Origin of the sequence: Sutterella seckii, from assembly GCF_009183815.1 — a bacterium.
Classification (GTDB): domain Bacteria; phylum Pseudomonadota; class Gammaproteobacteria; order Burkholderiales; family Burkholderiaceae_F; genus Sutterella; species Sutterella seckii.
In genome coordinates this window covers 1-26893 of sequence record NZ_WEHX01000025.1, presented here as the reverse complement: position 1 = coordinate 26893, position 26893 = coordinate 1, and the positions used below count along the sequence as shown (strand labels likewise).

Annotated in this window: 18 protein-coding genes, 1 tRNA gene and 1 pseudogene; 13 read left to right on the top strand and 7 right to left on the bottom strand. The window is 61.6% G+C overall.

Annotated elements, in window-relative coordinates:
* Positions 1 to 497 precede the first annotated feature (497 nt).
* Positions 498 to 1310, top strand: a complete 813-nt coding sequence (locus GBM95_RS05465; RefSeq protein ID WP_152158166.1) for a hypothetical protein — start codon at positions 498 to 500, stop codon at positions 1308 to 1310.
* A gap of 4 nt (positions 1311 to 1314) precedes the next feature.
* Here GBM95_RS05465 and thpR read toward each other — a convergent pair whose 3' ends face one another.
* A complete protein-coding gene (gene thpR / locus GBM95_RS05460; protein WP_152158165.1) occupies positions 1315 to 1836 on the bottom strand; it encodes an RNA 2',3'-cyclic phosphodiesterase in 522 nt (173 codons plus the stop codon).
* A gap of 101 nt (positions 1837 to 1937) precedes the next feature.
* Entirely contained in the window at positions 1938 to 2990 is a 1053-nt protein-coding gene (locus tag GBM95_RS05455) for a quinone-dependent dihydroorotate dehydrogenase (protein WP_152158164.1), read from the bottom strand.
* A 267-nt stretch (positions 2991 to 3257) separates the two neighbouring features.
* Between GBM95_RS05455 and GBM95_RS05450 the strand changes: the two genes are divergently transcribed.
* Positions 3258 to 3334, top strand: a tRNA-Met gene (locus tag GBM95_RS05450).
* Between the two features lie 204 nt (positions 3335 to 3538).
* Entirely contained in the window at positions 3539 to 5560 is a 2022-nt protein-coding gene (locus GBM95_RS05445; protein ID WP_152158163.1) for a (Fe-S)-binding protein, read from the top strand.
* A gap of 166 nt (positions 5561 to 5726) precedes the next feature.
* Here GBM95_RS05445 and GBM95_RS05440 read toward each other — a convergent pair whose 3' ends face one another.
* Both GBM95_RS05440 and hrpA read right to left on the bottom strand, forming a co-directional pair.
* Entirely contained in the window at positions 5727 to 6812 is a 1086-nt protein-coding gene (locus tag GBM95_RS05440; RefSeq protein WP_152158162.1) for a D-alanyl-D-alanine carboxypeptidase family protein, read from the bottom strand.
* A gap of 233 nt (positions 6813 to 7045) precedes the next feature.
* A pseudogene (hrpA, locus tag GBM95_RS13160) lies at positions 7046 to 11487 on the bottom strand (ATP-dependent RNA helicase HrpA).
* 267 nt (positions 11488 to 11754) lie between these two features.
* Between hrpA and GBM95_RS05430 the strand changes: the two are divergent.
* Positions 11755 to 12027 carry an oxidative damage protection protein gene (locus GBM95_RS05430; protein ID WP_139688641.1) on the top strand — a complete coding sequence of 91 codons (273 nt, stop codon included), beginning with the start codon at positions 11755 to 11757 and terminating at the stop codon, positions 12025 to 12027.
* A 100-nt stretch (positions 12028 to 12127) separates the two neighbouring features.
* On the opposite strand, the gene rpiA is transcribed toward GBM95_RS05430, so the two are convergent.
* The gene (gene rpiA, locus GBM95_RS05425) at positions 12128 to 12805 is read right to left on the bottom strand and encodes a ribose-5-phosphate isomerase RpiA (RefSeq protein ID WP_152158161.1); all 678 of its coding nucleotides are present in this window, start codon (positions 12803 to 12805) and stop codon (positions 12128 to 12130) included.
* A gap of 209 nt (positions 12806 to 13014) precedes the next feature.
* Between rpiA and GBM95_RS05420 the strand changes: the two genes are divergently transcribed.
* The 4 genes from GBM95_RS05420 to GBM95_RS05405 all read left to right on the top strand — a co-directional run bounded on the left by GBM95_RS05420 (position 13015) and on the right by GBM95_RS05405 (position 19623).
* Positions 13015 to 15417, top strand: coding sequence for a PAS domain S-box protein (locus GBM95_RS05420; protein WP_152158160.1), 2403 nt, complete (start codon positions 13015 to 13017; stop codon positions 15415 to 15417).
* A gap of 82 nt (positions 15418 to 15499) precedes the next feature.
* Positions 15500 to 16363, top strand: a complete 864-nt coding sequence (locus GBM95_RS05415) for a response regulator transcription factor (RefSeq protein ID WP_152158159.1) — start codon at positions 15500 to 15502, stop codon at positions 16361 to 16363.
* Between the two features lie 236 nt (positions 16364 to 16599).
* Positions 16600 to 17478, top strand: coding sequence for a bifunctional methylenetetrahydrofolate dehydrogenase/methenyltetrahydrofolate cyclohydrolase FolD (folD, locus tag GBM95_RS05410; protein ID WP_152158158.1), 879 nt, complete (start codon positions 16600 to 16602; stop codon positions 17476 to 17478).
* A gap of 72 nt (positions 17479 to 17550) precedes the next feature.
* Positions 17551 to 19623, top strand: a complete 2073-nt coding sequence (locus GBM95_RS05405; RefSeq protein WP_152158157.1) for a M3 family metallopeptidase — start codon at positions 17551 to 17553, stop codon at positions 19621 to 19623.
* Positions 19624 to 19737: 114 nt separating this feature from the next.
* Here the strand turns inward: GBM95_RS05405 and GBM95_RS05400 are convergent, their stop codons facing one another.
* Together GBM95_RS05400 and GBM95_RS05395 are read right to left on the bottom strand one after the other, a co-directional pair.
* Positions 19738 to 20742 carry an ornithine carbamoyltransferase gene (locus GBM95_RS05400; protein WP_152158156.1) on the bottom strand — a complete coding sequence of 335 codons (1005 nt, stop codon included), beginning with the start codon at positions 20740 to 20742 and terminating at the stop codon, positions 19738 to 19740.
* Between the two features lie 294 nt (positions 20743 to 21036).
* Complete coding sequence (locus GBM95_RS05395; protein WP_152158155.1) at positions 21037 to 21366, bottom strand: hypothetical protein; 330 nt, start codon at positions 21364 to 21366, stop codon at positions 21037 to 21039.
* 252 nt (positions 21367 to 21618) lie between these two features.
* Here GBM95_RS05395 and xth point away from each other — a divergent pair, with 252 nt between their 5' ends.
* The 5 genes from xth (at position 21619) to GBM95_RS05370 (ending at position 26802) form a co-directional block, all read left to right on the top strand.
* Positions 21619 to 22425 carry an exodeoxyribonuclease III gene (gene xth, locus GBM95_RS05390; RefSeq protein ID WP_152158154.1) on the top strand — a complete coding sequence of 269 codons (807 nt, stop codon included), beginning with the start codon at positions 21619 to 21621 and terminating at the stop codon, positions 22423 to 22425.
* Positions 22426 to 22427: 2 nt separating this feature from the next.
* Entirely contained in the window at positions 22428 to 23168 is a 741-nt protein-coding gene (locus GBM95_RS05385; protein ID WP_226963170.1) for a transporter substrate-binding domain-containing protein, read from the top strand.
* Positions 23169 to 23503: 335 nt separating this feature from the next.
* Positions 23504 to 24505 (top strand): Bug family tripartite tricarboxylate transporter substrate binding protein, encoded by a 1002-nt coding sequence (locus GBM95_RS05380; protein WP_152158153.1) that lies wholly within the window; start codon positions 23504 to 23506, stop codon positions 24503 to 24505.
* Between the two features lie 311 nt (positions 24506 to 24816).
* A complete protein-coding gene (locus GBM95_RS05375; RefSeq protein ID WP_152158152.1) occupies positions 24817 to 25278 on the top strand; it encodes a tripartite tricarboxylate transporter TctB family protein in 462 nt (153 codons plus the stop codon).
* A 12-nt stretch (positions 25279 to 25290) separates the two neighbouring features.
* The gene (locus tag GBM95_RS05370; protein WP_152158151.1) at positions 25291 to 26802 is read left to right on the top strand and encodes a tripartite tricarboxylate transporter permease; all 1512 of its coding nucleotides are present in this window, start codon (positions 25291 to 25293) and stop codon (positions 26800 to 26802) included.
* Positions 26803 to 26893: the final 91 nt, after the last annotated feature.

Below are 26893 nucleotides of genomic sequence, written 5' to 3'. Positions count from 1 at the left end.
GAGTCTCCGGAATCGTGAAATTCCGGCGCTCCTCAGGAGCTCCTCAAGCTTTCCGATGTTCACACTTATCGGTTCGTTGAATCTGATTTTTAAAGAACTTTTCGCTGTTTGATCAGCGAAGGATCGAAATCATATAGAAGTCGTTTCCTTTTGTCAAGGGCTCGTAAAAAGATTTTTTAATTTCAATTCAGAGCTGCTTGTTTTTGCTGCCTCGTTTCCGAAGCAGGATGCGAATTATCCTTGTCCTGCATGTTCTTGTCAAGAGTCCGGGAAAAAATATTTTCGTTGCGGCGCATCACCTCCAATCAGGCGGACTACTCAGTAAATTTTTCTCTCCTCTGCCTGCAGCCCCATAGAATGAGAGCGGCTTAGGCGGAGTAGAACCGCTGCCGCCAGCGATCCGCAGAATAGGGCTGCATGCCATTTGTTTTGCGAACCGAAGGAAAGGGCCGTCCGATGCATTAGCATTCGGGCGGTTTCTAATAAGGGAGAGGTCAATGTACAAAGGACGCGGACACAATCTTCCGCGCTCAATAGCAGCACTGCGTACTGTCAAGCGCGCATTTGCCGCCTGCGCCGTCATGGCGATTGTGCTCGGCATCGTTGCCTCTCTTGATTCGCTGATCGCCGGCCTTCGGGCGCCCGAAGGCGAAATTGCTCTGGTTCCGGGCACCTCTGAAATGATTTCCGGCACGCTGCCGGATCAGAAAGCTTCGAACCTTCTTATCCGCATAACGCCGATCACGCCCTCCATCTCAGTCGAGTCCCTTCGCTTCTCGAGTTCCGCCATCCGCTCCGACATGCGGTGGCACGCTTCCATCAGCGCCAGCAAGGACGCCCGTCCCGGCGACTACAGCATCATCGCCGAAGACCCGGGAGAAGCTGACCGGCATTCGATGCGCCGCTGGACGCTGAAGCTCTACCCGTCATTGGACGAATATCGAGAACACTCCTATTCGCTCTTCATGCGCTTTTTCGGAACGGACTCCCTGCAGCTCGCGCTCCGTTCGTTCGCGGTATTCCTCGTGAGCAGCATTTCTCTCCTGCTTCTCGTTTATTTCGGCGGAAGAAGCCTTGCAAAACAGGGCTACTGCCGCGTCTACTACGCACGCACGGAAGGCAACGACACCATGCTCTACTGCATTGATTCGGAAAGCCTTCTCTCCGACCAGCATTCCTACCCCGTCTTCAGCGCTGCCGGGCAGCTCCTCGGTCTTGCTGATGTAACCGCCCGGGGAACGCGCCACTGCGTTCTGAAGCTCTATGCAGCCCAGGCCCGCGCCGGCTGTCTCGTGGCGGTGACGCCCTGATTCCTTATTGGGCGGCAATCGGCCGATAGCAGACGGCTCCCCGCTCGTTCCGGTAAGACTCAAAAAGTCGTGCCTGGAGAACACCGGGCTGAAGGCCCGTCATTCTCGGCAATTGAGGAAGCGACTCAGGTTCTGGTCCCTTCCAGTCTCTCGCGAGCGTAATGTGCGCACGGAAGGACTTCGCGTCAAACGGGATGCCGAGCCGCTTCAGGACTTCGCGCACCTCGAGGCTCATTTTTTCGAGCTCATTCTTTTCCCGGAGTCCTGCCCAGAGAATGCCGCTTCGGAAAACGCCGGTGCCGGCAAGGTCCATCGAGAGCGCATGAGGCGGCAAAGTGAGGAGTTCTGATGCGATGCGTCCGGCAGCAGCTTCATCGGCTTCGCCGATGAAGGCGAGCGTCAGGTGCAGATTTTCACGGCGGCTGAAGCGCCCGGCCTTCGGGTAGCTTCTTCTCAACTTTTCCATGTAGGCCCAGACCTCGCGTTCGACTCTTCCGGGCAGATTGAGCGCAACAAAAAGCCGCATTGTGCAGTTCTCCCTGGTTTCATTACAAAAAGAGGCGCCCCAGGACACTCTTCAATGCTTGGAACGCCTCCTTCCGCCGATAGTCGCTGAAAGCGCTTCAATCAGCTGTTCTGCTTCCTGCGCCAGGCGGCAATTGCCTCAACGCTGTCCGCAACCAGCTTCGGACCGTTGTAGATGAAGCCCGTAAAGAGCTGAACCAGTTTGGCGCCGGCTTCCATCTTTTCGACGGCATCCGAACCCGTCATGACGCCGCCCGAGGCGATGATCGGGATTTCGCCCTTGACGTGTTCGGCAACGAGGCGGACGACGGCGGTGGAGCGCTCGCGGAGCGGAGCGCCAGAAAGGCCGCCCGTTTCCTCGGCGTGAAGGAGACCCTCAACGCCCTTGCGGTTGATGGTCGTGTTCGTGCAGATCACGCCGTCGATGCCCTTTTCAATCAGCGTGTCGACGCAGCGCAGAATGTCGTCGTTCTCAAGATCGGGGGCGAGCTTGACAGCGATCGGAACGTGCTTGCCGTTGCGGGCAGCCTTCAGTTCCTCGCGCTTGGCGACAATGCCCGAAACAAGGTGTTCGAGTTCGCCGGCGCCCTGGAGCTGACGAAGGTTCTTCGTATTGGGCGAGGAAATGTTGATGGCGATGTAGTCCGCAGCATCGTAGACCTTGTCGAGGCACTTCTCGTAGTCGGAAAGCGCATTCTCGATCGGCGTCACGGCATTCTTGCCGATATTGATGCCGAGGATGCCGCCGCGCAGGCGGAAGGCATCCGCGGAACGAAGGTTCTGCAGAACCTTGTCCACGCCTTCATTATTGAAGCCCATGCGGTTGATGACGCCGCCCGCAGGAATCAGGCGGAAAAGACGGGGCTTGGGATTGCCCGGCTGAGCAAGCGGCGTGATCGTGCCGATCTCAACGTGGCCGAAGCCGAGGCCGCCGAAGGCGGAAACGCGTTCGCCGTCCTTATCCATGCCGGCCGCGAGGCCAATCGTATTCGGGAAACGCAGTCCCATCACTTCAATGGGATCATCATCGGGCATGTGCGTCACGAGATTCGTGAGACCGAGCTGGACCGCCCAGTCGAGGTTCGCCATGATGACGTGATGAGCCGTCTCGGGGTTCATCGAAAAGAGAATGCGCCGGGCAATGTTGTAGAGCATGACTTCAGGCTTAAAGTAAGCGTACGAAAGCTTCAGCTCCCTCCTGAGGGGCAGAAGCAGGGAAAATCGATTAATTATAACGATCTAGTTTTTCTTCTTTCTGAAGGCTGCATGTTTGTGATGACATGCGGTCGATCCGTGAAGCTCCAAATTCATTCTCCGCAGTCTGTGCACATCGAAAGCACAATTATTTTTCTCCAGCTCTTGACAAACTGGAATTTAGTCTGCATAATCTCAATCTCTGCTTCTGAAGCAGACCGGATTTACCGCGGGGTGGAGCAGTCCGGTAGCTCGTCGGGCTCATAACCCGAAGGTCGGAGGTTCAAATCCTTCCCCCGCAACCAAAATTGAAACCCGTACCACTGACCTGGTGGTGCGGGTTTTCTTTTGCCTGCTCGTTGAGTGCCTGAAATCTCTCCCTGGAAAATATCAGGGTTTTCCCCTTTGCTTCTTCACGCGCATCTCAACAAAGCCCGTTAAAGTGACGTTTTTATTCGGCCTCGACTCTGATTAGCGAAGCCGTCCCGCATTTTCGACCAAGAAGAAGAATGACCGCTCCTATGCCCGCGGACTTTCCCATCCGCCCTGCTTTCTGGAACGTCCCGCTCTGGGGCGAAATCGGCGTCTACCTCCTCGCCGCCGTCACCATCGCACTCTGCGCCTGGGGCATCTGCCTCAATGTCAGGCGCTGGCAGAAGTCCCGCAGCGACAAGCTCGCCGCCGACCCTGCGCGCAGGGATCGACTCCTCAATGAAGTCGCCCTCCAGTCGCGCATCCGCGAAACCAAGGCGGGCCGCATGCATGCCATCCTGGTTCTCGGCTTCTTCGTGCTCTTTCTCGGCACGGCCACTGCCACGCTTGACTGGGACGTCGGCCACTACGTCTTCGGAACGCAGTTTCTGAAGGGAAACATCTACCTCTTCTATAAGCTCGCGCTTGACATCGCCGGTCTGGCGGTTCTCCTTGCCATCGGCTTCGGCGTCTACCGCCGCTGGTATACGCCCTCGGACCTTCCCCGCGACGCGCGCTTTGTCTGCGCTTACTCAAGCCTCGCCTTCATCATTCTCTCGGGATACGTGATCGAAGGGCTTCGCCTTGCCGTGCAGCAGCCTCAGTGGATGAATTTTTCTCCTGTCGGCGCGCTTCTCGCAAAGCTCTTCCTCTCAACAGGCGCCGGCACTCCGGCGCTTGAATCCGCGCACATCATTCTGTGGGTGGTGCACGGCCTCGCCGCGCTCGCCTTCATTGCGACGATCCCCTTTACTTTCTATGCGCATCTCTACAGAACCCCCATGGGGATCGCAGTCAGAAAGCCCGGCCCCAACGGCGCCCTCAAAAAGATCGACAACATTGAAGAGCAGGAGACCTTCGGACTTTCCTCCGTCACGCAGCTTCGCTGGACGGACCGCGCAGCGCTTGACGCCTGCGTGGAATGCGGCCGCTGCAATGATGTCTGCCCGGCCGTTCGCGCCGGGACGCCCCTCAAGCCCCGCACGATCGTGATGAAGCTCCGCGACCGCGTGAAGGAGGGCGAATCCGACGGGAAGAAGCTCGTGGGCGACATCGTCACGCACGAGGAACTCTTCTCCTGCACGACCTGCGGCGCATGCGCCCGCGCCTGTCCGGCTGAAATCCAAACTCCGGATCTCATCGTCGAGATGCGTCGCCATCTTGCGCTTGAAGCCGGCGAATTCCCGGAGGGCGCCGCCGCTGCGCTTGAAAATACCGCGAGCGTCGGCAATCCCTGGGGGCTCGACCCCTATGAGCGGATGGACTGGGCGAAGGACCTTGACGTACCGGTGGCCCAGGAAGGCGAACGCTACGACGTGCTCTATTGGGTCGGATGCGCCGCGAGCTACGACCGCAGGGCGCGCCGCATTGCAAGGAGCATGGTGAAGATCCTGCGCGCCGCGGACGTCAACTTCGCCGTCCTCGCCGAAGAGCGCTGCCACGCGGAGTTTGCTCGCCGACTGGGCGAGGAATATCTCTATCAGACGGCCGCGCAGGAAAACATTGAAAACCTTTCGCACTACACGTTTGAAAGGATTCTTACCGCCTGCCCGCACTGCTTCAATACGCTCGGGAACGAATACCCGGAATTCGAGGGCGGAAAATTCACCGTCATTGATCATCCGACCTTCATCCGGGAACTCATGACGTCCGGGCGGCTCAGGCTCGAAGGGGGCGTAACGGATGAACTCACCGTCTGGCACGATCCCTGCTACCTTGCGCGCCAGAACCATATTGTCGAAGCGCCCCGCGAGGTGCTCGGAGCCCTGCGGCCCAACAAGACCTTCCCGCAGGAAGCCGGAGAAAAAACCTTCTGCTGCGGCGCGGGCGGCGGCCAGATGTGGACTGATCAGCAGAACGGCAAGAAGCGCATCAACGTGATCCGTCTTGAAGCGCTCCGGGAGACCGGCGCCAAATCCGTCGCCACGGCCTGCCCGCACTGCCTCACGATGCTCGAGAGCGCCCGCGCCGTGAGCGGAAAGGACGCCGAGGATGTGCGGATTGCCGATATTGCCGAAATTGTGGCGGGCGCCATTCCGGACGAAGCGAAAAGCGCCTGAGTCCGGGGGGCGTCCCTGACAATTTGACAGCCTTCAGGCCCGCTTAGGCCTCCTCTCCGGAGCCGGCGGGCCTTGCTTCTGCCGCTTTAATGGAGCGGTCCCCAAAAAGAAAGCCCCCGCACTTTTTCCATGCAGAGGCTTTGCATCGCGAATTGCCGGCCTGAGGTCAGAAAATCACCCATGGGGCGACGGCGGCGAATTCCTGGCTGAACTGATTTTCCGCCGCGACATAGTCGCGCATCGTGCGCATGTCGTTGGCGCGCCTTGCGTTGCTCGGCGAATCAAGCACCACCATCACGAGGCGCCGTTCGCCCACGTCGCTCTGGACCACCATGCAGCGGCCTGCGGCCGTCGTGAAGCCCGTCTTCTGAATGCCGATCTTCCAGGAAGGGTCGCCGATGAGGCGGTTCGTGGTCGCGAGACGGACGCTCCTCTTCCCCGCAGTGATCCTCGCCACGGGCTGCGTCGAGGCATCCCGGATTTCCTGATACTGATAGACGGCGGCGACGAGCTTGCCGAGATCGCGCGCAGTCGAATGGTTGCGGTTGTCGAGCCCGGTCGGATCCGCAAAGACGGAGTCCGACATGCCGAGCTCCGCTGCGCGCTCATTCATTTTGGCAACGAAAGCGCGTTTTCCGCCGGGGTACGTGCGGGCGAGCGCATGCGCTGCGCGGTTGTCGCTCGACATGAGTGCAGCCTTGAGGAGCGCTTCGCGGGTAATCCGCATGCCGTTCGCCATCTTGGAGCGGGCGGTCGAGCGGACGTAGTCCTCGCGCGTGATGCGCACCTTTTCATCGAGACTGAGGTCGCTCTCGGCAATCACGAGCGCGGTCATGAGCTTCGTGACGGAGGCAATGGGAAGCGGCACGTCGGCGTTCTTCACGACGAGCTCCTCGCCCGTATCCTGATCCATCACATAAGCGACGGAGCTGCCGAGCATCAGGGGATCCTCGGTTTTTCTCAGGCCCGCCAGCGTTGCCTGCGAAGGCGACATGCCGGCGCGACGAACCTTTGCGCGCCTCACGGGACGCTTTTTCTGAATGGCAACCTTCTTCGCAGAGGCTTTCTGGCGATTGACGGAGGTCTTCTTTGCCGTTGCCTTTTTAGGCGCGGCCTTCGCGGGCTTTGCCGACTTTGCGGCCGTCTTCACCGCCGCAGCGTTCGACGCTGCCGCCTGAGCCGGAAGCGCCGCACCGGCAGCGTACGCTGCGGCAGCTGCCGCAAAAATCAGATGCTTGAAGGAAAAACGCATGTCCCGATGCCCATCGATCCGCGCGATGGGAAGCCCGAACCGAAAAGAGGGAAAAGAGCGCGTTCTTTGCGCACTCTTTTCTGCAAATGAGTTTAATTGACGAATCCTATTATTTTCCCGCGCATCAGAGGCTTCCGACAAGCCCGGAGAAACGAGAGAAACAGTCTGCTTACATTTTGCCGGGAGCGGCCCGGCGTCCTCCGTGGACGGAAGACGCCGTTCTCAGCCACCGGTCAAAGTCTTGCGATCGACTGCCAGATGCGCTCAAGGCGCTTGACGCTCACAGGCATCGGCGTCCGCAGCTGCTGCGCGAAGAGCGAAACGCGAAGCTCCTCGAGCATCCAGCGGAATTCCTCGAGATGCTCGTCGGGCTGGCCGCGCCGGGCGGCAACCGCCCGCTGCCAAGGGAGCGCGAGCCGCTCGATCTGGGCCTGCCGCGAGGCGTCCCTCTCCGGATCGTCGCTGAAGTGCTCGAGCCTGTAGACGATGGCCTTCAGGTACCGCGGATAGTGCATGAGCTGATTGAGAGGCGCCGACAGGAGGAAATGCGGCGGGAAGAGCCCCTCGAGCTCGCGCGTCACGTCTTCGCAGAGCGACTTTTCCTGCGACATGCGCTTCAGCTTGAGCGGAATCGTCCCGGCAATGGTTGCGACCTCCGTGAGAAGCCTTGAAACCTCGCCTGCAACGAGGGAAAGCCGTCCGCGGGCATCCTCGCGCCTAGCCTGGAAGGACTGTTCGTCCGTGGGAAGCGGATCCGCCATTGCGGTCGCCTCAAGCACGCAGTCGACAACATCGTTTTCGAGGTCGTCGAAATTCTCAAAGTTCTTCGCGAGCCCCGGAACCACCGACGCCTGCATCTGCACGCGCCCGAGGTCTCTGAGGCTCCTTCCGACAAACTTCACCTGTTCGCGGAGCGTGAGGCGGAAGAGCTTTCTCAGTCCCTTCCTGTGCGCCTTCTGGGCTTCGAGCGGATCGTCGAAGACCTCGATCGCGCAGGCGTCGCCCTCGTCGACGAGCGCCGGGTGTCCGATGAGGGTTTCGCCACGGCGCTGAATTTCCATGAGTTCCGGAAGCTCCCCGAAGGTCCAGTTCGTGATCTGGTCCGCAAGGTCCTTTGCGACCGCGGCATCCTGCTGCGCTACGTTCCTGAAGGTTTCCTGCGCTTCGGCGCCGAGTTCGGCGCGAAGCTGCGAGAGGTTTCTCCCAATCGCGAGCTGCCGGCCGTGCTCGTCGATCACCTTGAAGTTGAGGATCAAATGAGCGGGAAGCTGCTCGACCTTGAAGTCGGAAGGCTGACAGGGAACGCCCGTTTCGGAGCGCACGTCGTCGGCAAGAACCTCAAGGAACCCGCGCGGCTGAGGAGCGCCGCCGCCCGAGCGCGTGAGGAACCCCGCCGCATAGTCCGCAAGCGGCACGCAGTTGCGGCGGATCTTCTGCGGGAGGCTCTTCAAGAGCACCTGTGCCTTTTCCTTCACCATGCCCGGGACGAGCCATTCCGCGCGCACGGGATCGAGCTGATTGAGCGCAAAGAGCGGCACCGTCATCGTGATGCCGTCGCGGGGGCTCCCGGGTTCAAACTGGTAGGAAAGCGTCATGTCGATCCCCGCCATGCGGATCGACTTCGGGAACCAATCGTTCGTGACGCCCTCGGCGCCGTGGCGCATGAGTTCATCCTTCGTGAGCTCGAGCGCCTTCGGATTCTTCTTCCTTTCCTCCGCGAGCCACTTTTCGAGCGTTTTGAGCGAACACACGTCCTGCGGGAGCTCCCGGTCGTAGAAGCTGAAGATGAGCTCGTCGTCGACAAGCACGTCCGGACGCCGGGTCTTGTGCTCGAGCTCCTCAATCTCGCGAACGAGCCGCTGATTGTGCTGAAAGAAGGAGAGCTTCGCATCGAGCTCGCCCGCAACGAGCGCCTCGCGGATGAAGAGTTCTCGCGCGAGCTTCGGATCGTGGGGCGCGAAGGAAACGCGCCTTTGCTGGTAAATCGTGAGGCCGTAAAGGGTTCCCCGCTCCATCGCCACCACTTCGCCGCGGCGCTTTTCCCAGTGCGGTTCGCTCCAGGCGCGGCGAATGAGGCCGCCCGCAGCGGCTTCAATCCATTCGGCGTCAATGTCGGCGACGCAGCGCGCATAGAGCTTCGTGGTTTCGATGATCTGGCCCGCAAGCACCCAGCGGCCCGCCTTCTTGGCGCGCACCGAGCCCGGCCAGATCCAGAACTTGATCCCGCGGGCGCCCGCATAGGGAGCGCGCGGAAGTCGCTTTCCACGGTTTTGGAGCCGATGTTGCCGAGAAGTCCGGTAAGGAGCGACCGGTGCACTTCCTCGTACGTGGCGGGAGCCGTATTCATGCGCCAGCCGAGGTCGGTGACGAGCATTCTCAACTGCCCCTCGACCTCGCGCCATTCGCGAAGGCGCCTCGGCGACAGGAAACGCCGCTTCATTTCCTGATCGAACTTCCGGTTGCTTTCCTTTTCGGAACGGGCCTTTTCAACAAAGTCCCAGACCTTCACGAAGGAAAGGAAGTCGGAGCGTTCGTCGGCGAGCTTCTTGTGCGCCTCGTCGGCCGCCTGCTGCTGGTCGACCGGGCGTTCGCGCGGATCCTGAACAGAAAGTCCCGACGTAATGATGAGAAGCTCCCGGAGGGCGTTCTTTTCCGAACCGGCGAGGAGCATGCGGCCGAGCTTCGGGTCGACCGGAAGGCGCGCGAGCGACTGCCCCACCTCGGTGAGTTCCCCCGCATCCGTGATGGCGCTGAGCTCCTGAAGAATCGCGTAGCCGTCGGCAATCGCCTTCGGCGGCGGCGCCTGCACGAAGGGAAATTCCCGGATGTCGCCGAGATGAAGCGAGATCGCGCGCAGGATCACCGCGGCGAGGTTCGAGCGCATGATTCCCGGATCCGTAAAGGCCGGACGGCGGTTGAAGTCGTTTTCGTCGTAGAGCCGGATGCAGATGCCCTCGGCCACGCGGCCGCAGCGGCCTGCGCGCTGATTGGCGGAAGCCTGGCTCACGGGCTCGACGAGAAGCTGCTCGACCTTCGAGCGGTAGGAGTAGCGCTTCACGCGCGCGAGCCCCGTATCGACGACGTAGCGGATGCCGGGCACCGTCACGGAGGTTTCGGCGACATTCGTTGCCAGAATGATGCGCCTCAGGCCGCCCGAGGGCTTGAAGACCCGGTCCTGCTCGGAAGCGGAAAGCCGAGCATAGAGGGGCAGGATGTCCGCCTTCCCGACGCGTGTTTTTCTCAGCCAGTCGGCGGCGTCACGGATTTCGCGCTCGCCCGGAAGGAACACCAGGATGTCGCCCCGGCCCGCGATCTCAAGTTCCGTCACGGCGTCGTCGATGGCCGAAAGGATCTGATCGTCGTCCTCGTCCGGATCCTCGATCGGCCGGTAGCGGATTTCCACCGGATAGGTGCGCCCGGAAATCGTGAGCACCGGCGCGTCCTTCCCGTCCTTCGCGAAATGTTTGGCAAAGCGCTCGGCGTCGATCGTCGCCGACGTTACGATCACCTTGAGGTCGGGGCGCTTCGGCAGAAGGCGCTTCAGGTACCCGAGGAGAAAGTCGATATTAATCGAGCGCTCGTGCGCTTCGTCGATGATGATGGTGTCGTAGGCGCGCAAGAGCGGATCCCCCTGCGTTTCCGCGAGGAGAATGCCGTCCGTCATGAGCTTGATCGTGGCGCCCGGAGCCGTATGGTCCGTAAAGCGCACCTTGAAGCCCACGACGTCGCCGGGTTCGGTTTTGAGTTCCTCGGCAATGCGCCGGGCGATCGAGCTCGCGGCAATGCGGCGCGGCTGCGTATGCCCGATCCTCCCCGTCTGACCGCGGCCGGCCATGAGGCAGATTTTCGGGAGCTGAGTCGTTTTGCCGGAACCCGTTTCGCCGCAGACGATGATCACCTGGTTTTCTTCAATTGCCTTGATGATCTCGGGCGCCCGCTCGGATACCGGAAGCCCCGGCATGAGTTCGAAAGGCGGAATGGGGTTTCTGCGTTCGGCGAAGGTGAGTTTCTCCCGCCCGCGGGAGCGCCCCTCCGTCTTTCGGTCCGCGCTCTCAGCATTTCGCTTCTGAGGACGCGCGTCGTCCCGGGTCTGAGAACCCTTGCCGGGACGCGACTCAGGGCGACCCGCGCCGGGGCGCTTCGATTCTGAAGAAGCCCTGCGTTCCGGCGCACGGGCTCCCCTGCGGTCCGGATTCGGGCGCTCTTCCCTCGCAGGCTTTGCGCCTGCAGGAGCTGTCTGATTCTTCGGGGCCTCACGGACTTCAGTCTTTTCCTGAGCCGTCTTCCGATCCTTTGCCGGAGCGCGGCTTCCCGCCTCGCGGAAGACCGCCCCCGAAGCCGCGGCCGCATCAGCGAGCATGGAGCCGAAGGCGCCTTTAGGCGCCGCAAACTTCTGCGGCTCCTTCGGGGGCTGGGGCTTCGCGACAGGCCTGGGGAGAGGCTTCGCCGCGGGGGCTGCCGGCTTTGCCGGCGCCTTCGGGAGAGAGACAGGGGCGGACTTCTGCAAAGGCTTTGCCGCAGGAATGCCGGCGCGCTTCAGACGCCGCTCCTCAAGGCGCGCGGCTTCCTCGGCCGCACGCTTTTCGGCTTCCTTGCGGCGCGTTTCCTCGAGCGCCTGATCCACATCTGCGCGCACCTTCTGGAAGGCCGCGAAAAGAGCACGGTTGTCCGCCATGAGAATCCTGAAAATTCGAAGTGTCTCCGAAGGCTTGCCTTCGGCAAAGAGACTGCATTATAGAAATGCAGGAGAGAGAGGATCAGCCGCCGCGCGCCGGTGAGGCAATCGTGTAGACTGATTCGTTCGGGGCTGCGCCTTCCCGGGAATGCTTTTCCCCCGGGGAAAAATCCGGCGCAGACGCCCAGTGCCTTTTATCTGAGTGCGCGCCGGCCATTCATGAACGCCGGCGCAGCATCCTCTCGAAAACTTTAGGGAGATCTTTCAATGGCCCGTATGGTCCACTGCGTGAAGCTCGGCAAGGAAGCCGAAGGTCTTGACTATCCGCCGTTCCCCGGCGAACTCGGCAAGCGCATCTGGCTCAATGTGAGCAAGGAAGCCTGGGGCGAGTGGACGCGCCTGCAGACGATGATGGTGAATGAGTATCAGCTCAATCTCGCCGACCTCTCGGCGAGAAAGCACCTGATGAGCCAGTGCGAGCGCTACTTCTTCGGCGACGGCAAGACGGGCGATCTTCCCAACTACACGCCGAAGGCCTGATCCTGAGGACTCACGCGCCTCAGGCTCCGCACGAGAAAGCGCAAAGCCTCCCGGAAGAGAATCCTCTTCGGGGAGGCTTTTCCTTTTGGAAGAAGCTTGATCAGGCCTTCTTAAAGGTCTTCACGCCTTCGGGCGTGCCGAGAAGGAGGACGTCCGCGCCCCGGTGCGCGAAGAGTCCCACCGTCACGACGCCGGGCCAGCTGTTGATCTCATCCTCGAGCGCCTTCGGGTCCGTGATGGAGAGACCCGACGCATCAAGAATGCTGCAGCCGTTGTCGGTCACGAAGTCGCGCAGCTTCACCGCGGCGCCCAGCGCCTCGAGGCGGCGCCTGATCGCGCCCGCGGCCATCGGGATCACTTCAACGGAGAGCGGGAAGCGCCCGAGCACGTCCACCTTTTTCGAGGCGTCGGCGATGCAGACGAACTTCCCCGAAATGGAGGCGACGATCTTTTCGCGCGTGAGTGCCCCGCCGCCGCCCTTGATCATCGAGAAGCCCGGATCGATTTCATCGGCGCCGTCGATGTAGACCCCGATCGATTCGACCTCGTTCATGTCGAGCACCTTGAAGCCGAGCGCCTCGAGGCGCTTCGTCGAGCGCTCGGAGCTCGAAACGCAGGCCGGAATCCGGTCGCGGATTTCCGGGAGCTGATCAATCAGCTGATCGACCGTCGAGCCCGTGCCGACGCCGAGGATTTCTCCCGGCACGATGTAGTCGAGCGCGGCGCGCGCGACCTGACGCTTCAGTTCCGTCTGGCTCATGGGCTGTTTTTCCGTCATGTGGGTTCGTCCTGAAAGAAGGGAAAAAATGGGAAAAGCGCGAAGAAAAGGATCTGAGCTGAGGGCCTCATGCGGGCTCCTCTCTGCGGGAATCCCGAAGACTTCGCGAAAATTCTGATCTTTTCCCATTTTAAAAGAGAGGCTTTCGGCCTGAGGCTTCTAAAATGCAGTCGTCACCCATTTGAGCATCGGAAAAGACGGCATTCATCATGTCCACACAACGCCCGGACCCGCTGATTACAGACGCCTTCAAGAACCTCAACGCTTCGGACAGGCTCCCGGCCATCACGCAGCGCGCGCTCTGGGCTTCCTGGGCGGCGCTCTTTCTCGTGGCGGCCTTTCTTCTCGGCATCTCCTGGCTCGTGATCGGCGCGGACCGCGAGGCGGAAACGATCCGCCTCAAGCAGTCGACCGACCTCGTCATTCAGTCGCTCGAAGCCCGCATTACCGGCACGGCGGAAATCCTGCAGAAGCTCTCGATGCGCCTCATGCATTCGCCCGAAGGCAACTATTCCCTCGCTTCGGCCGATCTCTCCGCATCGACCCTCATGGCGGACCGCCGGGAAGTGATTGAAATTGCGCTCGTCTCCCGCGAGGGCGACGTGATTCACGGCTGGCGCTCGGTGTCGCTTCAGACCCAGGCGATCTTCAATTCCGCTTCCGACGTGCGGGATGTTCCGACCCTGCGCGCCATCAAGGAAGTGCTCCTCGAGGACCGGTCGGCGAGCACGACCTTCTATTCGTCGGAGTCGTCCGACCGGGTCTTCATCAATCTTGTGGTGCCGACCCCCACGCGCTCGCACGTTCTCGTCGCCCGCCTTGACCTCTCGTGGCTTCTTTCGACGGCCGAGCAGCGGCTTTCCTCGTCGCGCTACCAGTTCCAGTTTCTGCTTAACGACCGGCCCGTGCCGGCAGCGGGCGGGCAGCGCTCGACGATTGCCTCCTCGTCCCTCGTCGCGCCCATTCACTACCGTGCGCCCATCACGTTCCTCCACCACGCCAAGGGCGCGAGCATGATGATCGAGGCGAGAAGCTACGAGCACGCGCTCTTTGCAACGAACCGCGTGCAGTACTTTGCGGTTGCGGGGCTTGCCGTGATGCTGCTTCTCGCGGTTGCGATCGTCTTCTACTACCAGCGCCAGCAGCACCGCTCGCATCGGCTCCTCGCCACCGAATATTCGCTTCGCCGCGCAATGTCCGAATCCGCCGTGGTGGGCCTCCGGGTTGCGGACCTCTCGGGGAAAATCCTCTACGTCAACGAAACCTTCCCGAGAATCGTGGGCTACCCCGCGCAGGATCTCCTCGGACGCGAGCCTCCCTACCCCTACTGGATTGAAAACCTGATGCCCCACATTGAGTCCGCGCTCTCGCACGCGGACTCGACGGCGCAGACGCTCCGCTTTCAGGCAAAGAAGAAGAACGGCGACCTCTTCTGGGCGGAGCTGAGGCTCTCTCCCATTCTCGACGAAAACGGACGCGCCTTCGGCACGATCGGCGCGCTCTTTGACGTGACGCCTCTCGTCACCGCACGGCAGCGCGTCGAGGACGCGAACGAACGCTTCACGCGCGTGGTGGAATCGATGGCAAGCGCCATCGCGGTTCTCTCCGAACCCGACCGCAGCACGCTCTTCTTTGCGAACCGCTCCTACCGGACGCTCTTCAACGACCTTCCCTACGGGGGCGCACGGCTTCTGAAGCGCTTTGAGGCAACGCCCCCGTCCGTTCAGAGCGAAGGGATCTTCGACGAGGAGTCGGGCCGGTGGTTCGACGTGAGGCTCCAGCCCATCGTCTGGACGCGCTCCGAACCCGCCGTCATGATGATCGCCACCGACATTACCGAGCGGCGCGAGCTTGAGCTCGCCCGCGAGGCGCAGCTGAGGCGCGCCGAGTCGACGCACCGCCTCGTGACGATGGGCGAGATGGCGAGTTCGCTCGCGCACGAGCTCAACCAGCCCCTCGCCGCCATCGCCAACTACGCCAATGCCGCCGCCACGATGCTTGCCGCCGGAACGCTCTCGAAGGAGCGCGAGGCGCAGAGCTTCTCGCGCATTGAAAATCAGGCACAGCGCGCGGGCCGCATCATTCAGCGCATCCGCGGATTCGCAAGGAAGACCGATGCGAAGCTCGAGCCCGTGGCCGTGCAGACCGTCATTCAGGAAACGCTCGAGCTCGCCAACATTCAGGCGAGGAAGCTGGAGAGCTCGATTGAGCTCCATGTGCCGGAGAACCTCCCCCTCATGATGGGCGACGGCGTGATGCTCGAGCAGCTTCTGCTCAACCTCCTGAAGAACGGCATGGAGGCCTGCGCCGGAGCAAACCTGCCCCCAGAGCGCCGCGTGATGCGTCTCTATGCGGAAATCGACCCGCAGGACGCCTCGCGCATCCGCTTCTCGATCGTCGACCACGGTCCCGGCATTCCCGAAGAGCTCCGCTCGAAGCTCTTCGATGCCTTCTATTCCACAAAGAGCGAGGGCATGGGAATGGGACTCAACATCTGCCGCTCGATTGCGGAGCTTCACGGCGGAGAGCTCATCGTGAAGACGACTCCCGGCGGCGGCTCGACCTTCTCCTTCACGGTTCCCGTCATCGGAGCGGAAGGCAATAAGGCATAACAAATTCAAAGGTCTTTTTTCCAGGTTTCGCCGCATGCGAACTTGGCTAAAATAGACTTTCCCGAAAGGAGACAACCAGAAAATGCTATCCAGCTACGACTACACCAACGAGCTTTCCGGAGAAAACAAGAACGGGCTCGTCTACGTAATCGATGACGACGCAGATGTCCGTGAATCGATCAAATGGCTTCTTGAGTCCACGAACTACCGCGTTGAGGACTATGAAAGCGGAGAGACCTTCATTGCGCAGTTCAATGAAAACGTTCCCTCCGTCATTCTTTGCGACCTGAGAATGCCCGGCATGTCGGGTTCCGACGTGCAGGATCATCTGCTCAGGCGCCGCATCGACGCTCCTTTCATCTTCATTACCGGCCACGGCGACGTGCCTCAGGCTGTGCAGGCCTTCAAGAAGGGCGCCATGGACTTCATCCAGAAGCCCTTCCAGCAGCCGCAGCTTCAGAAGCTCGTCGAGCGCGCCATGAAGACCGCCAAGGAGCTCTTCCAGCGCCGCCAGACGCTTGCGCAGAACCGCACGCTGATCGAAAAGCTCACGCCGCGCGAACAGCAGGTGCTCGAGCGCATCGTGAACGGCCGCCTCAACAAGCAGATCGCCGACGACCTCGGCATTTCCATCAAGACGGTGGAAGCGCACCGCGCCTCGATCATGGATAAGACCGGTTCGGGCACGGTCGCCGACCTGATGCGCGTCGTCGTCAAGTCCGAGCTCTATCCGAAGATCTCGTCGACCCTTGCCGAAGCGGTCGCCGCCCTTCCGAGCCGTCTTGCCGAAACGGGGCTCCCGCATACGGAAGAGAATGCCGAACACATGCGCCGCCTCGATACGGAGCTCCGTGAAGCGGAAGCCGAACGCCAGCGCCGCGAGGAAGAAGCAACGGTGACGAGCATCAACAGCTCCATCGGCGGACCGTCGAGCGGACTGCTCTAAGCGCAAATTCCCGCTTTCGAGCGACCCTGAAAGCGCCTTCCCGGATATCCCGTGAAGGCGCTTTTCTTTTTCTTCCGACGCCGCTCTCTGCGCTCCATCAAAGCGTTATCCCTATTTCCGCCATAAGGAGAAAGTGGAGAAGCGCATTTCCGGGCAATAATGACTTCTCCCGGACGCAGGACGTCCCCGCGTTTCCCCGGCCCGACACATCACTCTTAAATGAGAGGAGAGCAGAATTGACAGCACAGATTATTGACGGCAAGGCGCTTGCCCGCGAAATTGAAGCGCGCGCAAGAAAGAGAAGCGAGGAACTCGCCGCGCTCCCCGGAGGACGCCGCCCCGGACTTGCCGTTGTGCTCGTGGGCGAAGACCCGGCGAGCTGCGTCTACGTGCGCAACAAAACCCGCGCCTGCGAACGGGCGGGCGTCTCCTCCCATGAGTACCGTCTTCCCGCCGATACCGATCAGAAGGCGCTCCTTGATCTCATCGGCCGACTGAACGCAGATCCCGCCGTCGACGGCATTCTCGTGCAGCTCCCGCTTCCGAAGCAGATCCGCGCGAGCGCCGTGATTGAAGCGATTGATCCCGGCAAGGACGTCGACGGCTTTCACATGCTCTCCGCGGGCGCGCTTCTCGTCGGCCGCCGCGACGAGGGCTTCCGCCCCTGCACGCCCGCGGGCGTCATGAAGATGCTCGAATCCGTGGGCGTCAACCCCGAGGGGCTCGAGGCAGTCGTGGTCGGCCGCTCCAACATCGTCGGGAAGCCCCAGGCCCTCATGCTCCTTGAGGACCACGCCACCGTCACGGTCGCGCACAGCAGAACGCCCAACCTCGCCGAAATCACGCGCCGCGCCGACATTCTCGTCGCCGCCGCCGGCCGCGCCCGGATGATCACGGGCGACATGGTGAAGCCCGGCGCCGTCGTGATCGACGTCGGCATGAACCGCGATGAGGACGGAAAGCTCTGCGGCGACGTCGACGAAAAGAGCGTCGCAGAGGTCGCCCGCGCCCTTTCGCCCGTTCCGGGCGGGGTCGGCCCCATGACGATCGCCATGCTGATCTCGAACACGGTGCTTGCCGCCGAACGGCATCTCGGCCAAGGCGATACACTTTGATTCCCTGATCCATAAGGGGCCGTTCCTTTAAGGAGCGGCCCTTTCTATCCCTACACCTACTGCTTCTTCAGAATGACGACTGCACCTCAGGAAGCGGAGAACCCGCTTCTCAACATTACTGACCTCATCGATTACGCCGCCGTGCGCCCTGAACACGTGATGCCGGCGGTGAAAAAGCTTGCCGCGGATCTTGAAAAGGCGCTTGCCCGCGCGACCGCCCCCGAAACGCCCGCGACCTGGGACGCGGTCGTCGTGCCTCTTGAAGAAGCTTCGCTCGCCTTTTCCCGCTCCTGGGGCGCGATCGGGCACCTCCAGAGCGTCGTCGATACGCCTGCGCTCCGCGACGCCTTCAATGAGGCGCTGCCCCTCGCGACGGATCTCTATCTGCGGATCTCCCAGGACGAGGCGCTCTATAAAAAGTATCTCGGGATCGAAAAGAGCGACGCCTTCAAGGCGCTTTCGCCCGTCCGTCAGCGCATCATCCGCCGCGAAATCCGCGACTTCGAGCTCTCGGGCGCCGCGCTTCCCAAAGAGAAGCGCGATCGCGTGAAGGCGATCGGCCAGGAACTCTCGCTCCTCTCGCAAAAATTCGGCGAGAACCTCCTTGACGCCACGAACGCCTTCGAGCTCGTCCTCCCGGACGAAAGCCGCCTTGCAGGCGTTCCCGCCGAGACGATTGCACTCTACCGCGCGAGCGCGAAGGCTGCCGGCAAAACGGGCCTGAGGCTCACGCTCCAGTTCCCTTCCTACCTTCCCGCCATGAAGTACTGCGCCGACCGCGGCATCCGCGAGGCGCTCTACTACGCCTTCTCCACCCGTGCGGCGGAATTCGACGACGGGAAGTACGACAACACGCCGATCATCAGGCGCATTCTTGAACTGCGCCGCGAAGAGGCCGAACTCCTCGGATTCAAGAATTTCGGGGAACTCTCGCTCGCCACGAAGATGGCGAAGGACCCCGCGGAAGTGCTCGCGTTCCTGAGGGACCTCGCGAAGCGCTCGCGCCCGCGCGCGCTCGAGGATGCGGGCGAAGTCGACGACTTCGCGAAGAAGACCCTCGGCATCGACGAGGTCGAGCCCTGGGATCGCCCCTATGCGGCCGAAAAGCTCCGCGAAGCCCGCTACAGCTATTCGGACGCCGAAGTGAAGCGCTACTTCACGCAGAATGCCGTCTTCGCCGGGCTCTTCCGCATGGTGGAGACGCTCTTCGGCATCGAAATCGAAGAGAAGCGCGCCTCCGTCTGGCATCCCGACGTCAAGTACTTCGAGGTGAAGCGGGAAGGCAAGCTCATTGCCGCCTTCTACGCGGACCTCTACGCCCGCGAGGGGAAGCGCTCCGGCGCCTGGATGGACGGCGAGCGCACGCGGCGGCGCCTTCCCGACGGGAAGCTCGTCACGCCCGTTGCCTACCTCGTCACCAACTTTGCCGCGCCGGTTGAAGGCAGGGAAGCGACGATGACGCACGACGAGGTGACGACGCTCTTTCATGAGTTCGGCCACACGCTCCACCACATTCTCACGGCCCAGGAAGAGGCGCAGGTTTCCGGCATCAACGGCGTCGAATGGGATGCCGTGGAGCTTCCGAGCCAGTTCCTCGAGAATTTCGCCTGGGAGCACGACGTGGTGAAGGCCATTTCGCGCCATGCCGATACGGGTGAATCGCTTCCCGACGAACTCTTCTCGAAGATGATCGCCGCGAAGAACTTCGAAGCCGGCGCCTTCTGCGTGCGCCAGGTCGAATTCGCGCTCTTCGACATGCTCCTCCATTCGGAATTCAACCCGAAGACGGATTCGGTTCCGGCGCTTCTCGACCAGGTCCGCAAGGAGGTCGCCGTGGTGTTCCCGCCCAAGTGGAACCGCTTCCCGCAGAGCTTCGGCCATATTTTCGCGGGCGGCTATGCAGCGGGCTACTACAGCTACAAGTGGGCGGAAGTGCTCTCGGCCGACTGCTTCAGCGCCTTTGAGGAAGAAGGCGTTCTCAACCCGAAGACGGGCCGACGGTTCCTCACCGAAATTCTCGAGCGGGGATCGAGCCGCGACGCCATCGATAACTTCGTTGCCTTCCGCGGCAGGAAGCCCGAACTCGACGCCCTCCTGAGGCTCTCGGGCATCGTGGATGCGCCTGAGGCCGCTGAGAAGAATTAAAGCGTTTCAGGGACGACTCCAGCAAAACGCCCGCAGTTCTCCGAAAGGAATTGCGGGCGTTTTTGTTTGGATGGCGCTCAGGCGATGAAGCCTGAAGCGCTTTCTCAAAAATTTTTAGGCGAGGGTCGCCACCATCAGCGCCTTGATCGTGTGCATGCGGTTGCCGGCCTGCTCGAAGACGATCGAGGCGGGCGATTCAAAGACCTCTTCCGTGACCTCGACGCCGTCCTTCAGTTCCGGATGCTGCGCGATCACCTTGGCGCCCACCTTCGTTTCGGCATTGTGGTAGGCCGGGAGGCAGTGCATGAAGCGCACGTTGGGATTGCCCGACGCGGCCATGAGTTCGGCATTCACCTGGTAGGGCTTCAGGAGCTTGATGCGTTCGGCCCAGACTTCAGCGGGCTCGCCCATCGACACCCAGATGTCGGTATGGATGAAGTCGGCGCCCTTCACGGCTTCGACGGGATCCTCGGTAATCGTGATGCGCGCGCCCGACTTTTCAGCCATTTCGGTAACGAGCGCAATCAGCTCCTCGGAAGGCCAGCAGGCCTTCGGCGCGCCGATGCGGACGTCCATGCCCATCTTGGCGCCGACCATGAGGAGGGAATTGCCCATGTTGAAGCGCGCGTCGCCCATGTAGGCGAACGAAATGTCCTTCCAGGCCTTGCCGCTCGCTTCCTTCATCGTCATGAGGTCGCAGAGCATCTGCGTCGGGTGCCACTCATCGGTGAGGCCGTTGTAGACGGGAACGCCCGCATAGTCGCGGAGCTCCTCGACCACCTGCTGCGAGAAGCCGCGGTATTCGATCGCGTCGTACATCTGGCCGAGCACGCGGGCGGTGTCCTTGATGCTTTCCTTGTGGCCGATCTGCGAGGACGAGGGATCAAAGAAGGTCGTGCCGGCGCCCTGGTCGTGAGCGGCAACCTCAAAGGCGCTGCGCGTGCGGGTGGAGGTCTTTTCGAAGACGAGCGCAATGTTCTTGCCGACAAGTCGGCGCGCTTCCGTCCCCATGCGCTTGGCCTTCTTGAGGTCGATGGCGAGATCAATGAGATAGTCGATCTCGGCAGGCGTGTGGTGAACGAGACTGAGAAGGCTGCGGCCGCGAAGATTCATCGGCATGGAATGCTCCAGGAATAGAAAGGTGTATGAGAAATTCGATCTCAGCTTGGCGCGTCCCCGGAAGCATTCAGGATGCCCGGGGCCGCAAGCTCGGGTGCATTTCATTCTAGGAGGAGGCAGGGGCCTTCCGCTAGTACTTTCTACCTAGACTCCGTGATGCGCCCGAAGACCATAACATATTGTTTTTATTATGTTTCTTATTGTCGACCAATGGCGCATGATGACAAGAACCGAGGCGCAAAAAGACAAATGAATGCCTTCATACGGTTGAAGAAGGCGTTCATTGTTGGGAGGCTACTCTTCGGTTTTTTCGAGGGGCGCATCTTTTCTCGCCGCCTCTTCCTTCATGCGGATGCCTTCCTCGAGAATGCGCCGCGTCCACTCCGAGCCGCCCGCGTCATGCCAGAACTGAAGCTGTTCGGCAGTCAAGCGCGCAGAGCAGCGCAGATACCCTTTGTCTTCCCTTTCGACGCGCTTCTTCGCGTCGCCGGAGCGAAGATCAATCGGAGTCCCGGGCACGCGCTTCGATTGCGCCTTCCTGAGGAGCCTGAGCGCGGATTTGGTTTTGGCCGCTGCTTTGGAAGTCGTTTTTCCGGCAGCTTTTGCTGAATCTTTTTTTCCCATGATCGAAATTCGGTCTTGTCTTCTGGTCGTTCGGAAACGCTTCGGAGTTAGGAGCCGAGGCTCGCGCCCGTTCAGGCGGAAGCGCGGGGCGCCTCTCCCAATGATAGGCCGAGAGGCGCATTATCCCAAAGTACGGAAGACTACCGATTGCAAAGCGAAATAGAAACGCGGCCCGGAGCTTCTTCCCGAAGGAATCCGCTGTGGCAAACTATGGCGCTTGAATGGTTTCCGTCTGAAAGGTTTCCCGCCGCCATGCCTCAGCTTCGTCTTGCCTCCTGGAATGTCAATTCGCTCAAGGTCCGCCTGCCGCAGGTGCTTGAGTGGCTCGAGCTCTCCCGAACCGACGCGCTCGTTCTTCAGGAAACCAAGCTTACCGACGACCTCTTCCCCGCGGAAGCCTTCCGCGAGGCGGGCTTCGACGCGGTCTTCACGGGTCAGAAGACCTACAACGGCGTGGCGCTCGTGACGAGAAAGAGCACCGTGAGCGGCCTGGAAGCGGTCGAACTCAATATTCCGGGCTACCCCGACGACCAGAAGCGGTTCGTGAGCGCGCTGATCACCCCCGCCGCAGGAGGCGACCCCATCCGCTTCTGCGGCGCCTACTTCCCGAACGGACAGGAAATCGGCACGAGCAAGTATCTCTACAAGCTCGACTGGATCTCCACGCTCTCGAGGCATCTCAAAAAGCTCCTCGAGGCGTCGCCGCGCCTCATTCTCGGGGGCGACTTCAACATCGCCCCCGCGGAAGCCGACACGTGGAACCCCGCCTACTGGGAAGGGAAGATTCTCTGTTCGCCCGCAGAGCGCGGCGCATTGAAGCGCCTTGAGGCGCTCGGACTTCGCGACAGCTTCCGGCTCTTCAGCCAGCCCGCGGAAACCTTCTCCTGGTGGGATTACCGTCAGAGCGGATTTGAAAAGAATCACGGCCTCAGAATCGACCTCATGCTCGTTTCCGACGCCCTCGTTCCCCTCGTGAAGGAAGCCGCCATCGACGCCCGTCCGAGAGGCAACGCCCAGCCCTCCGACCACGCTCCCGCCACGCTTCTTCTTGAGTATTGATCGTGATCAGCGCCAAACCCCGGCTCAGAATCGGCATCCCCGGCGACTACCTCCCCTTCGGCATCATCGACGAAGGCTCTCAGGCGGGCTTTGCCGGACACGACATCGATCTCATGGAGGGACTCTGCCGCGAGGCGGGCCTCGCGCCTCAGTTCATCCTGACGAGCTGGCCCGCACTCTTTGAGGAACTCTCCGCCGGGCGCTTCGACGTCGCCGCGGGCGGCGTCTCCTGGCTCCCGGAGCGCGCGAGGCGCTTTGACGACCTGCCGCGCTACGCGCCCTTTGCAAAGGTCGCGCTCATCCGCAAGGCCGATGAAAAGCGCTTTCTCGTCCCGGAGGACCTCAATCAGCCCTCGGTCCGCGTGATCAAGAATCCGGGCGGCACGAACGAGGCGTTCGTGAATGCGCACCTCACGCGCGCCTCGGTTGCGACCGTCGCCGACAATGCCTCGATTCCGGCGCGCATTGCGTCCGAAGTGGGCGACGTCATGATCACCGACACCTTCGAAGCGCGCTGGTATTCAGCAAGAGACGTGCGTCTCACGCTCGCCTTCGGGGGAAAGGGGCTGACCCCCGAAAGCTGGAAGACCATTCTCGTGCGCCGCGGCGTCAGAAAGCCCCAGCTCCCCGGCCGGGAAGGCCTTCCCGGAGAACTCCTCATCACGTCGCTTCTCTCCGCCTGGGGGCGGCTCGACCGCGCGGGATTCCTCACGGAACTCTCCCGCAAGTGGCTCGGGAGTTGACGCCTGAGCTTTCGAGCCCCTGAACCCGGTCTCCCTCCGCCCCACCCGCCGGGGATTCTGAAAATGCCTGCCCGGAAATCATGCGCTGAGGCAGCGTCAGCGCTTTTTCGCCTTTCGCGCCATTTTCTTAGGTTCCTCTCCCTAGTCGAGATGAGGTTCGGCAAAAACGCCGCAAGTCACCGCTTCCGGGCATGCGCGCACCGTTCCCGGGCGTGCTCTAATTCATGTCTCAGGCTTCTCTTTGCAAATTGAATTGCAAAGGAAGCGCCATAAATTTCAAAGTCTTTGTTCAAATCAAAGACTTTTTTTTGCATCAAAAAAAAGGAGCATCCCTTATGCAGCGTCGCACTGTACTGGGTGCCATCGGAGCGGTGGCACTCTCGAGCGCCTCTTATTTCCCGATGAATGCCTGCGCCGCGGCGCTCAAGGGTGAGGGCGGCAACCCCATCCGCATCGTGGTTCCCTATCCGCCGGGAGGTCCGCTCGACGTTTCCGCGCGCGCCATTGCCGACGCCGTGACGCCCGTGCTCGGCACCGTTGTGGTTGAGAACCGCCCCGGTGCGGGCGGCAACGTCGGCATGAGCTACGTGAGCCATGCGCGTCCCGACGGCCATACGCTCGTGATGGGCGCGGTCGCGACGCTCGCGATCAACCCGTCGCTCTTCAAGAAGCTCCCCTACGATCCTGAAAAGGACTTCAAGCCCGTGACGCTCGTCGCCACCGCGGCGAACGTGCTCGTCATCACGCCGGAATTCTCTCAGAAGACGGGCGTGAAGTCGGTGAAGGACCTGATCGAATACGCGAAGAAGAACCCCGGCAAGCTCAACTACGCCTCGGGCGGCAACGGGTCGGCCGGCCACATGGCGGGCGAGTTCCTGAAGCGCCAGTGCGGCATCGACATGGTCCACATCCCGTTCGCGGGCGCCTCTCCGGCGCTCCTCTCGGTGATTTCGGGCCAGACCGACCTCATCTTCGACAACCTCGCCTCGGCTGCGGCCAACATCAAGGCGGGCAAGCTCATCGCGCTCGCCGTGACGACGAAGACCCGCACGCCGCTCCTGCCCGACGCGCCCACGATGGCTGAAGCGGGCGTTCCCGACTTCGACATCTACACCTGGTTCGGCCTCATGGTGCCGGGCGGCACGCCCGACGACGTCGTGAAGGCTCTGAACGACGCGATCGTCCCGGTTCTCAAGGACCCGGCGACCGACAAGAAGTTCCGCGCCTTCGGCGCGCTTCCCGCCCCGACGACGCCTGCCGAATACCAGAGCCTCATCGACGAAGAGGCGAAGAAGTACAAGGTGCTCGTGGAGATCGCCGGCGCCCGCGTCGACTGACGCATCAGGAGGCACCCGCAGTTTTCCGGAGCGCGCTTCCAGAAAGCCCTCCGGCAGACTGCGATGAGAGCGGTCCGTGCTTTTGCCGTTGATCGGCATGGGTTCGGGCCGCTTTCGCGTTTTCTCCTTTAAAGAAGACGTTTTGCGGGACAAAGCCTACTTATAATTCCTGGATTTTCCAGGATGCCCCCGGAAAAACACCTGTATCTTTGCCGGCTTTCCGGGGCCTTTAAGGCGTCCGGCAACAAAACTACCTTTTCCGTCCGAACGGGCCCAATCCCTTGGCGAGGCCCGGGACACGAATCAACAACATGCTCAAGAACCAGAAGGATTTCGCAGCAGGGCTCTTTTACATCGCGATCGGCATCTTCGGCGCGACGAGCCTCGGAGACAACGAAATCGGCACGCTCGCGCGAATGGGACCGGGATACTTCCCGCTCATCATTTCGGCAGCCATCATCCTCACGGGCCTCGTCATCGTCGTGAAGTCGCTCCTCACGACGCCTCTCTCCGACCAGGACGCCCGCATCGAGTGGGGGAAGCCCTTTTCCGCGCTCCTTATTCTCGGGAGCGCCGCCTTTTATGTGGCAACGCTCCTCACGCTCGGGTTCGTCCTCTCGATCGGCCTCATGGTGGTCATCTCCTCCCTCGCCCACCCGCTCTTCAGGCTGCGCGACGCCCTGATTTCCGCGGTGCTCCTCACCACGCTCTCGGCGCTCCTCTTCATCGGCGGCCTCGGGCTCATCGTGCCGCTCTGGCCGACATTCCTTTAAGGAGAGTACGGGATGGATCTCCTCAATAATCTTCTCATCGGCTTTCAGAGCGCCGTTACGCTCACGAACCTTCTTTACTGCTTCGTGGGCGTCTCGCTCGGCACGCTTGTCGGCGTTCTCCCCGGCATGGGGCCCGTCGCCACGGTGGCGATGCTTCTTCCGATCACCTACGCGCTCGACCCTTCGTCCGCGCTCATCATGCTCGCGGGCATCTATTACGGCGCGCAGTACGGCGGATCGACGACGGCCATTCTCGTCAACATTCCGGGCGAGGCGGCAGCGGTCGTCACGTGTCTTGACGGCCACAAGCTCGCAAAGCTCGGGCGCGCGGGAGCGGCTCTCGGCGTGGCCGCCTTCGGGAGCTTCATTGCCGGGTGCTTCGCGACCGTTCTGATCGCCGCCTTTGCGGAACCCCTCACGCTTGTTGCCTTTGAATTCGGGCCGCGCGAATACTTCAGCCTCATGGTGCTCGGCCTCGTGGGCGCGGTGGTGCTTGCTTCCGGGTCGCTTTTGAAGGCGATCGGCATGATCTTCATCGGCATTCTCCTCGGCTGCGTCGGCATGGACGTGAATTCCGGGGCGCTCCGCTACGTCTTCGGGGTCGACGAACTTATGGACGGCCTCGACTTCGTCGCGCTCTCGATGGGGGTCTACGGCTTTGCGGAAATCATCCGCAATCTCGATGCCGCCGGGAGCCGCGAGGCCGTTCCCGCCGCCGTCGGCAAGGTCCTTCCAAGCGCGAAGGATCTGAAGGAGAGCGCGGGCGCCATTTCGCGCGGCACGATCCTAGGCTCGCTCCTCGGCATTCTCCCGGGCGGCGGCGCGCTTCTCTCCTCCTTTGCGTCCTATACGCTTGAAAAGAAGCTTGCCGGCAAAAACGCCAGGCCGCCCTTCGGCGAAGGCAACATCCGCGGCGTCGCGGGCCCTGAATCGGCCAACAATGCGGGCGCGCAGACGAGCTTCATTCCGATGCTTACGCTCGGCATTCCCTCGAACGCCGTGATGGCGCTCATGATCGGCGCCCTGATGCTGCACGACATTGCCCCGGGCCCGCAGGTCATGACGACGAATCCCTCGCTCTTCTGGGGCCTCATCGTCTCCATGTGGATCGGAAACGTCTTTCTCGTGATCCTCAATATTCCGCTGATCGGCCTCTGGGTGAAGCTCCTGCGCGTGCCCTACCGGCTCCTCTACCCGGCGATTCTCGTCTTCTGCGCGATCGGCGTTTATTCGATCAACAACAATCCATTCGACATCTGGATCACGATCGGATTCGGGATCTTCGGCTGGATCGTCAACAAGCTCGGCTGCGAGTGCGCACCGCTCATTCTCGGCTTCATCCTGGGGCCGATGCTTGAGGAAAACATGCGCCGCGCGCTCCTTCTTTCCCGCGGCGACCTGACGACCTTCGTGACGGGGCCGATCTCCGGGTCGCTCCTTGCCGTCTCGGCCGTTCTTCTTCTCCTCGTGATTCTCCCCTCGGTGCGCTCCGGCCGCGAGAAGGCGTTCGTTGAGGATTATTAACAAAGGTATTTAATAGTTGACGGATGGTGCTGTGTGGCGCTTGGGGTCAAGCCGCCTGTGCATAGAGGGTACTCTCATTCGTAAAACAGGC

Excerpts from the sequence above, each read along its gene's own strand:
- GBM95_RS05465 (WP_152158166.1), top strand. The coding sequence starts at position 498 with ATGTACAAAGGACGCGGACACAATCTTCCGCGCTCAATAGCAGCACTG.
- thpR (WP_152158165.1), bottom strand. The coding sequence starts at position 1,836 with ATGCGGCTTTTTGTTGCGCTCAATCTGCCCGGAAGAGTCGAACGCGAG.
- GBM95_RS05455 (WP_152158164.1), bottom strand. The coding sequence starts at position 2,990 with ATGCTCTACAACATTGCCCGGCGCATTCTCTTTTCGATGAACCCCGAG.
- GBM95_RS05445 (WP_152158163.1), top strand. The coding sequence starts at position 3,539 with ATGACCGCTCCTATGCCCGCGGACTTTCCCATCCGCCCTGCTTTCTGG.
- GBM95_RS05440 (WP_152158162.1), bottom strand. The coding sequence starts at position 6,812 with ATGCGTTTTTCCTTCAAGCATCTGATTTTTGCGGCAGCTGCCGCAGCG.
- GBM95_RS05430 (WP_139688641.1), top strand. The coding sequence starts at position 11,755 with ATGGCCCGTATGGTCCACTGCGTGAAGCTCGGCAAGGAAGCCGAAGGT.
- rpiA (WP_152158161.1), bottom strand. The coding sequence starts at position 12,805 with ATGACGGAAAAACAGCCCATGAGCCAGACGGAACTGAAGCGTCAGGTC.
- GBM95_RS05420 (WP_152158160.1), top strand. The coding sequence starts at position 13,015 with ATGTCCACACAACGCCCGGACCCGCTGATTACAGACGCCTTCAAGAAC.
- GBM95_RS05415 (WP_152158159.1), top strand. The coding sequence starts at position 15,500 with ATGCTATCCAGCTACGACTACACCAACGAGCTTTCCGGAGAAAACAAG.
- GBM95_RS05405 (WP_152158157.1), top strand. The coding sequence starts at position 17,551 with ATGACGACTGCACCTCAGGAAGCGGAGAACCCGCTTCTCAACATTACT.
- GBM95_RS05400 (WP_152158156.1), bottom strand. The coding sequence starts at position 20,742 with ATGCCGATGAATCTTCGCGGCCGCAGCCTTCTCAGTCTCGTTCACCAC.
- GBM95_RS05395 (WP_152158155.1), bottom strand. The coding sequence starts at position 21,366 with ATGGGAAAAAAAGATTCAGCAAAAGCTGCCGGAAAAACGACTTCCAAA.
- xth (WP_152158154.1), top strand. The coding sequence starts at position 21,619 with ATGCCTCAGCTTCGTCTTGCCTCCTGGAATGTCAATTCGCTCAAGGTC.
- GBM95_RS05380 (WP_152158153.1), top strand. The coding sequence starts at position 23,504 with ATGCAGCGTCGCACTGTACTGGGTGCCATCGGAGCGGTGGCACTCTCG.
- GBM95_RS05375 (WP_152158152.1), top strand. The coding sequence starts at position 24,817 with ATGCTCAAGAACCAGAAGGATTTCGCAGCAGGGCTCTTTTACATCGCG.
- GBM95_RS05370 (WP_152158151.1), top strand. The coding sequence starts at position 25,291 with ATGGATCTCCTCAATAATCTTCTCATCGGCTTTCAGAGCGCCGTTACG.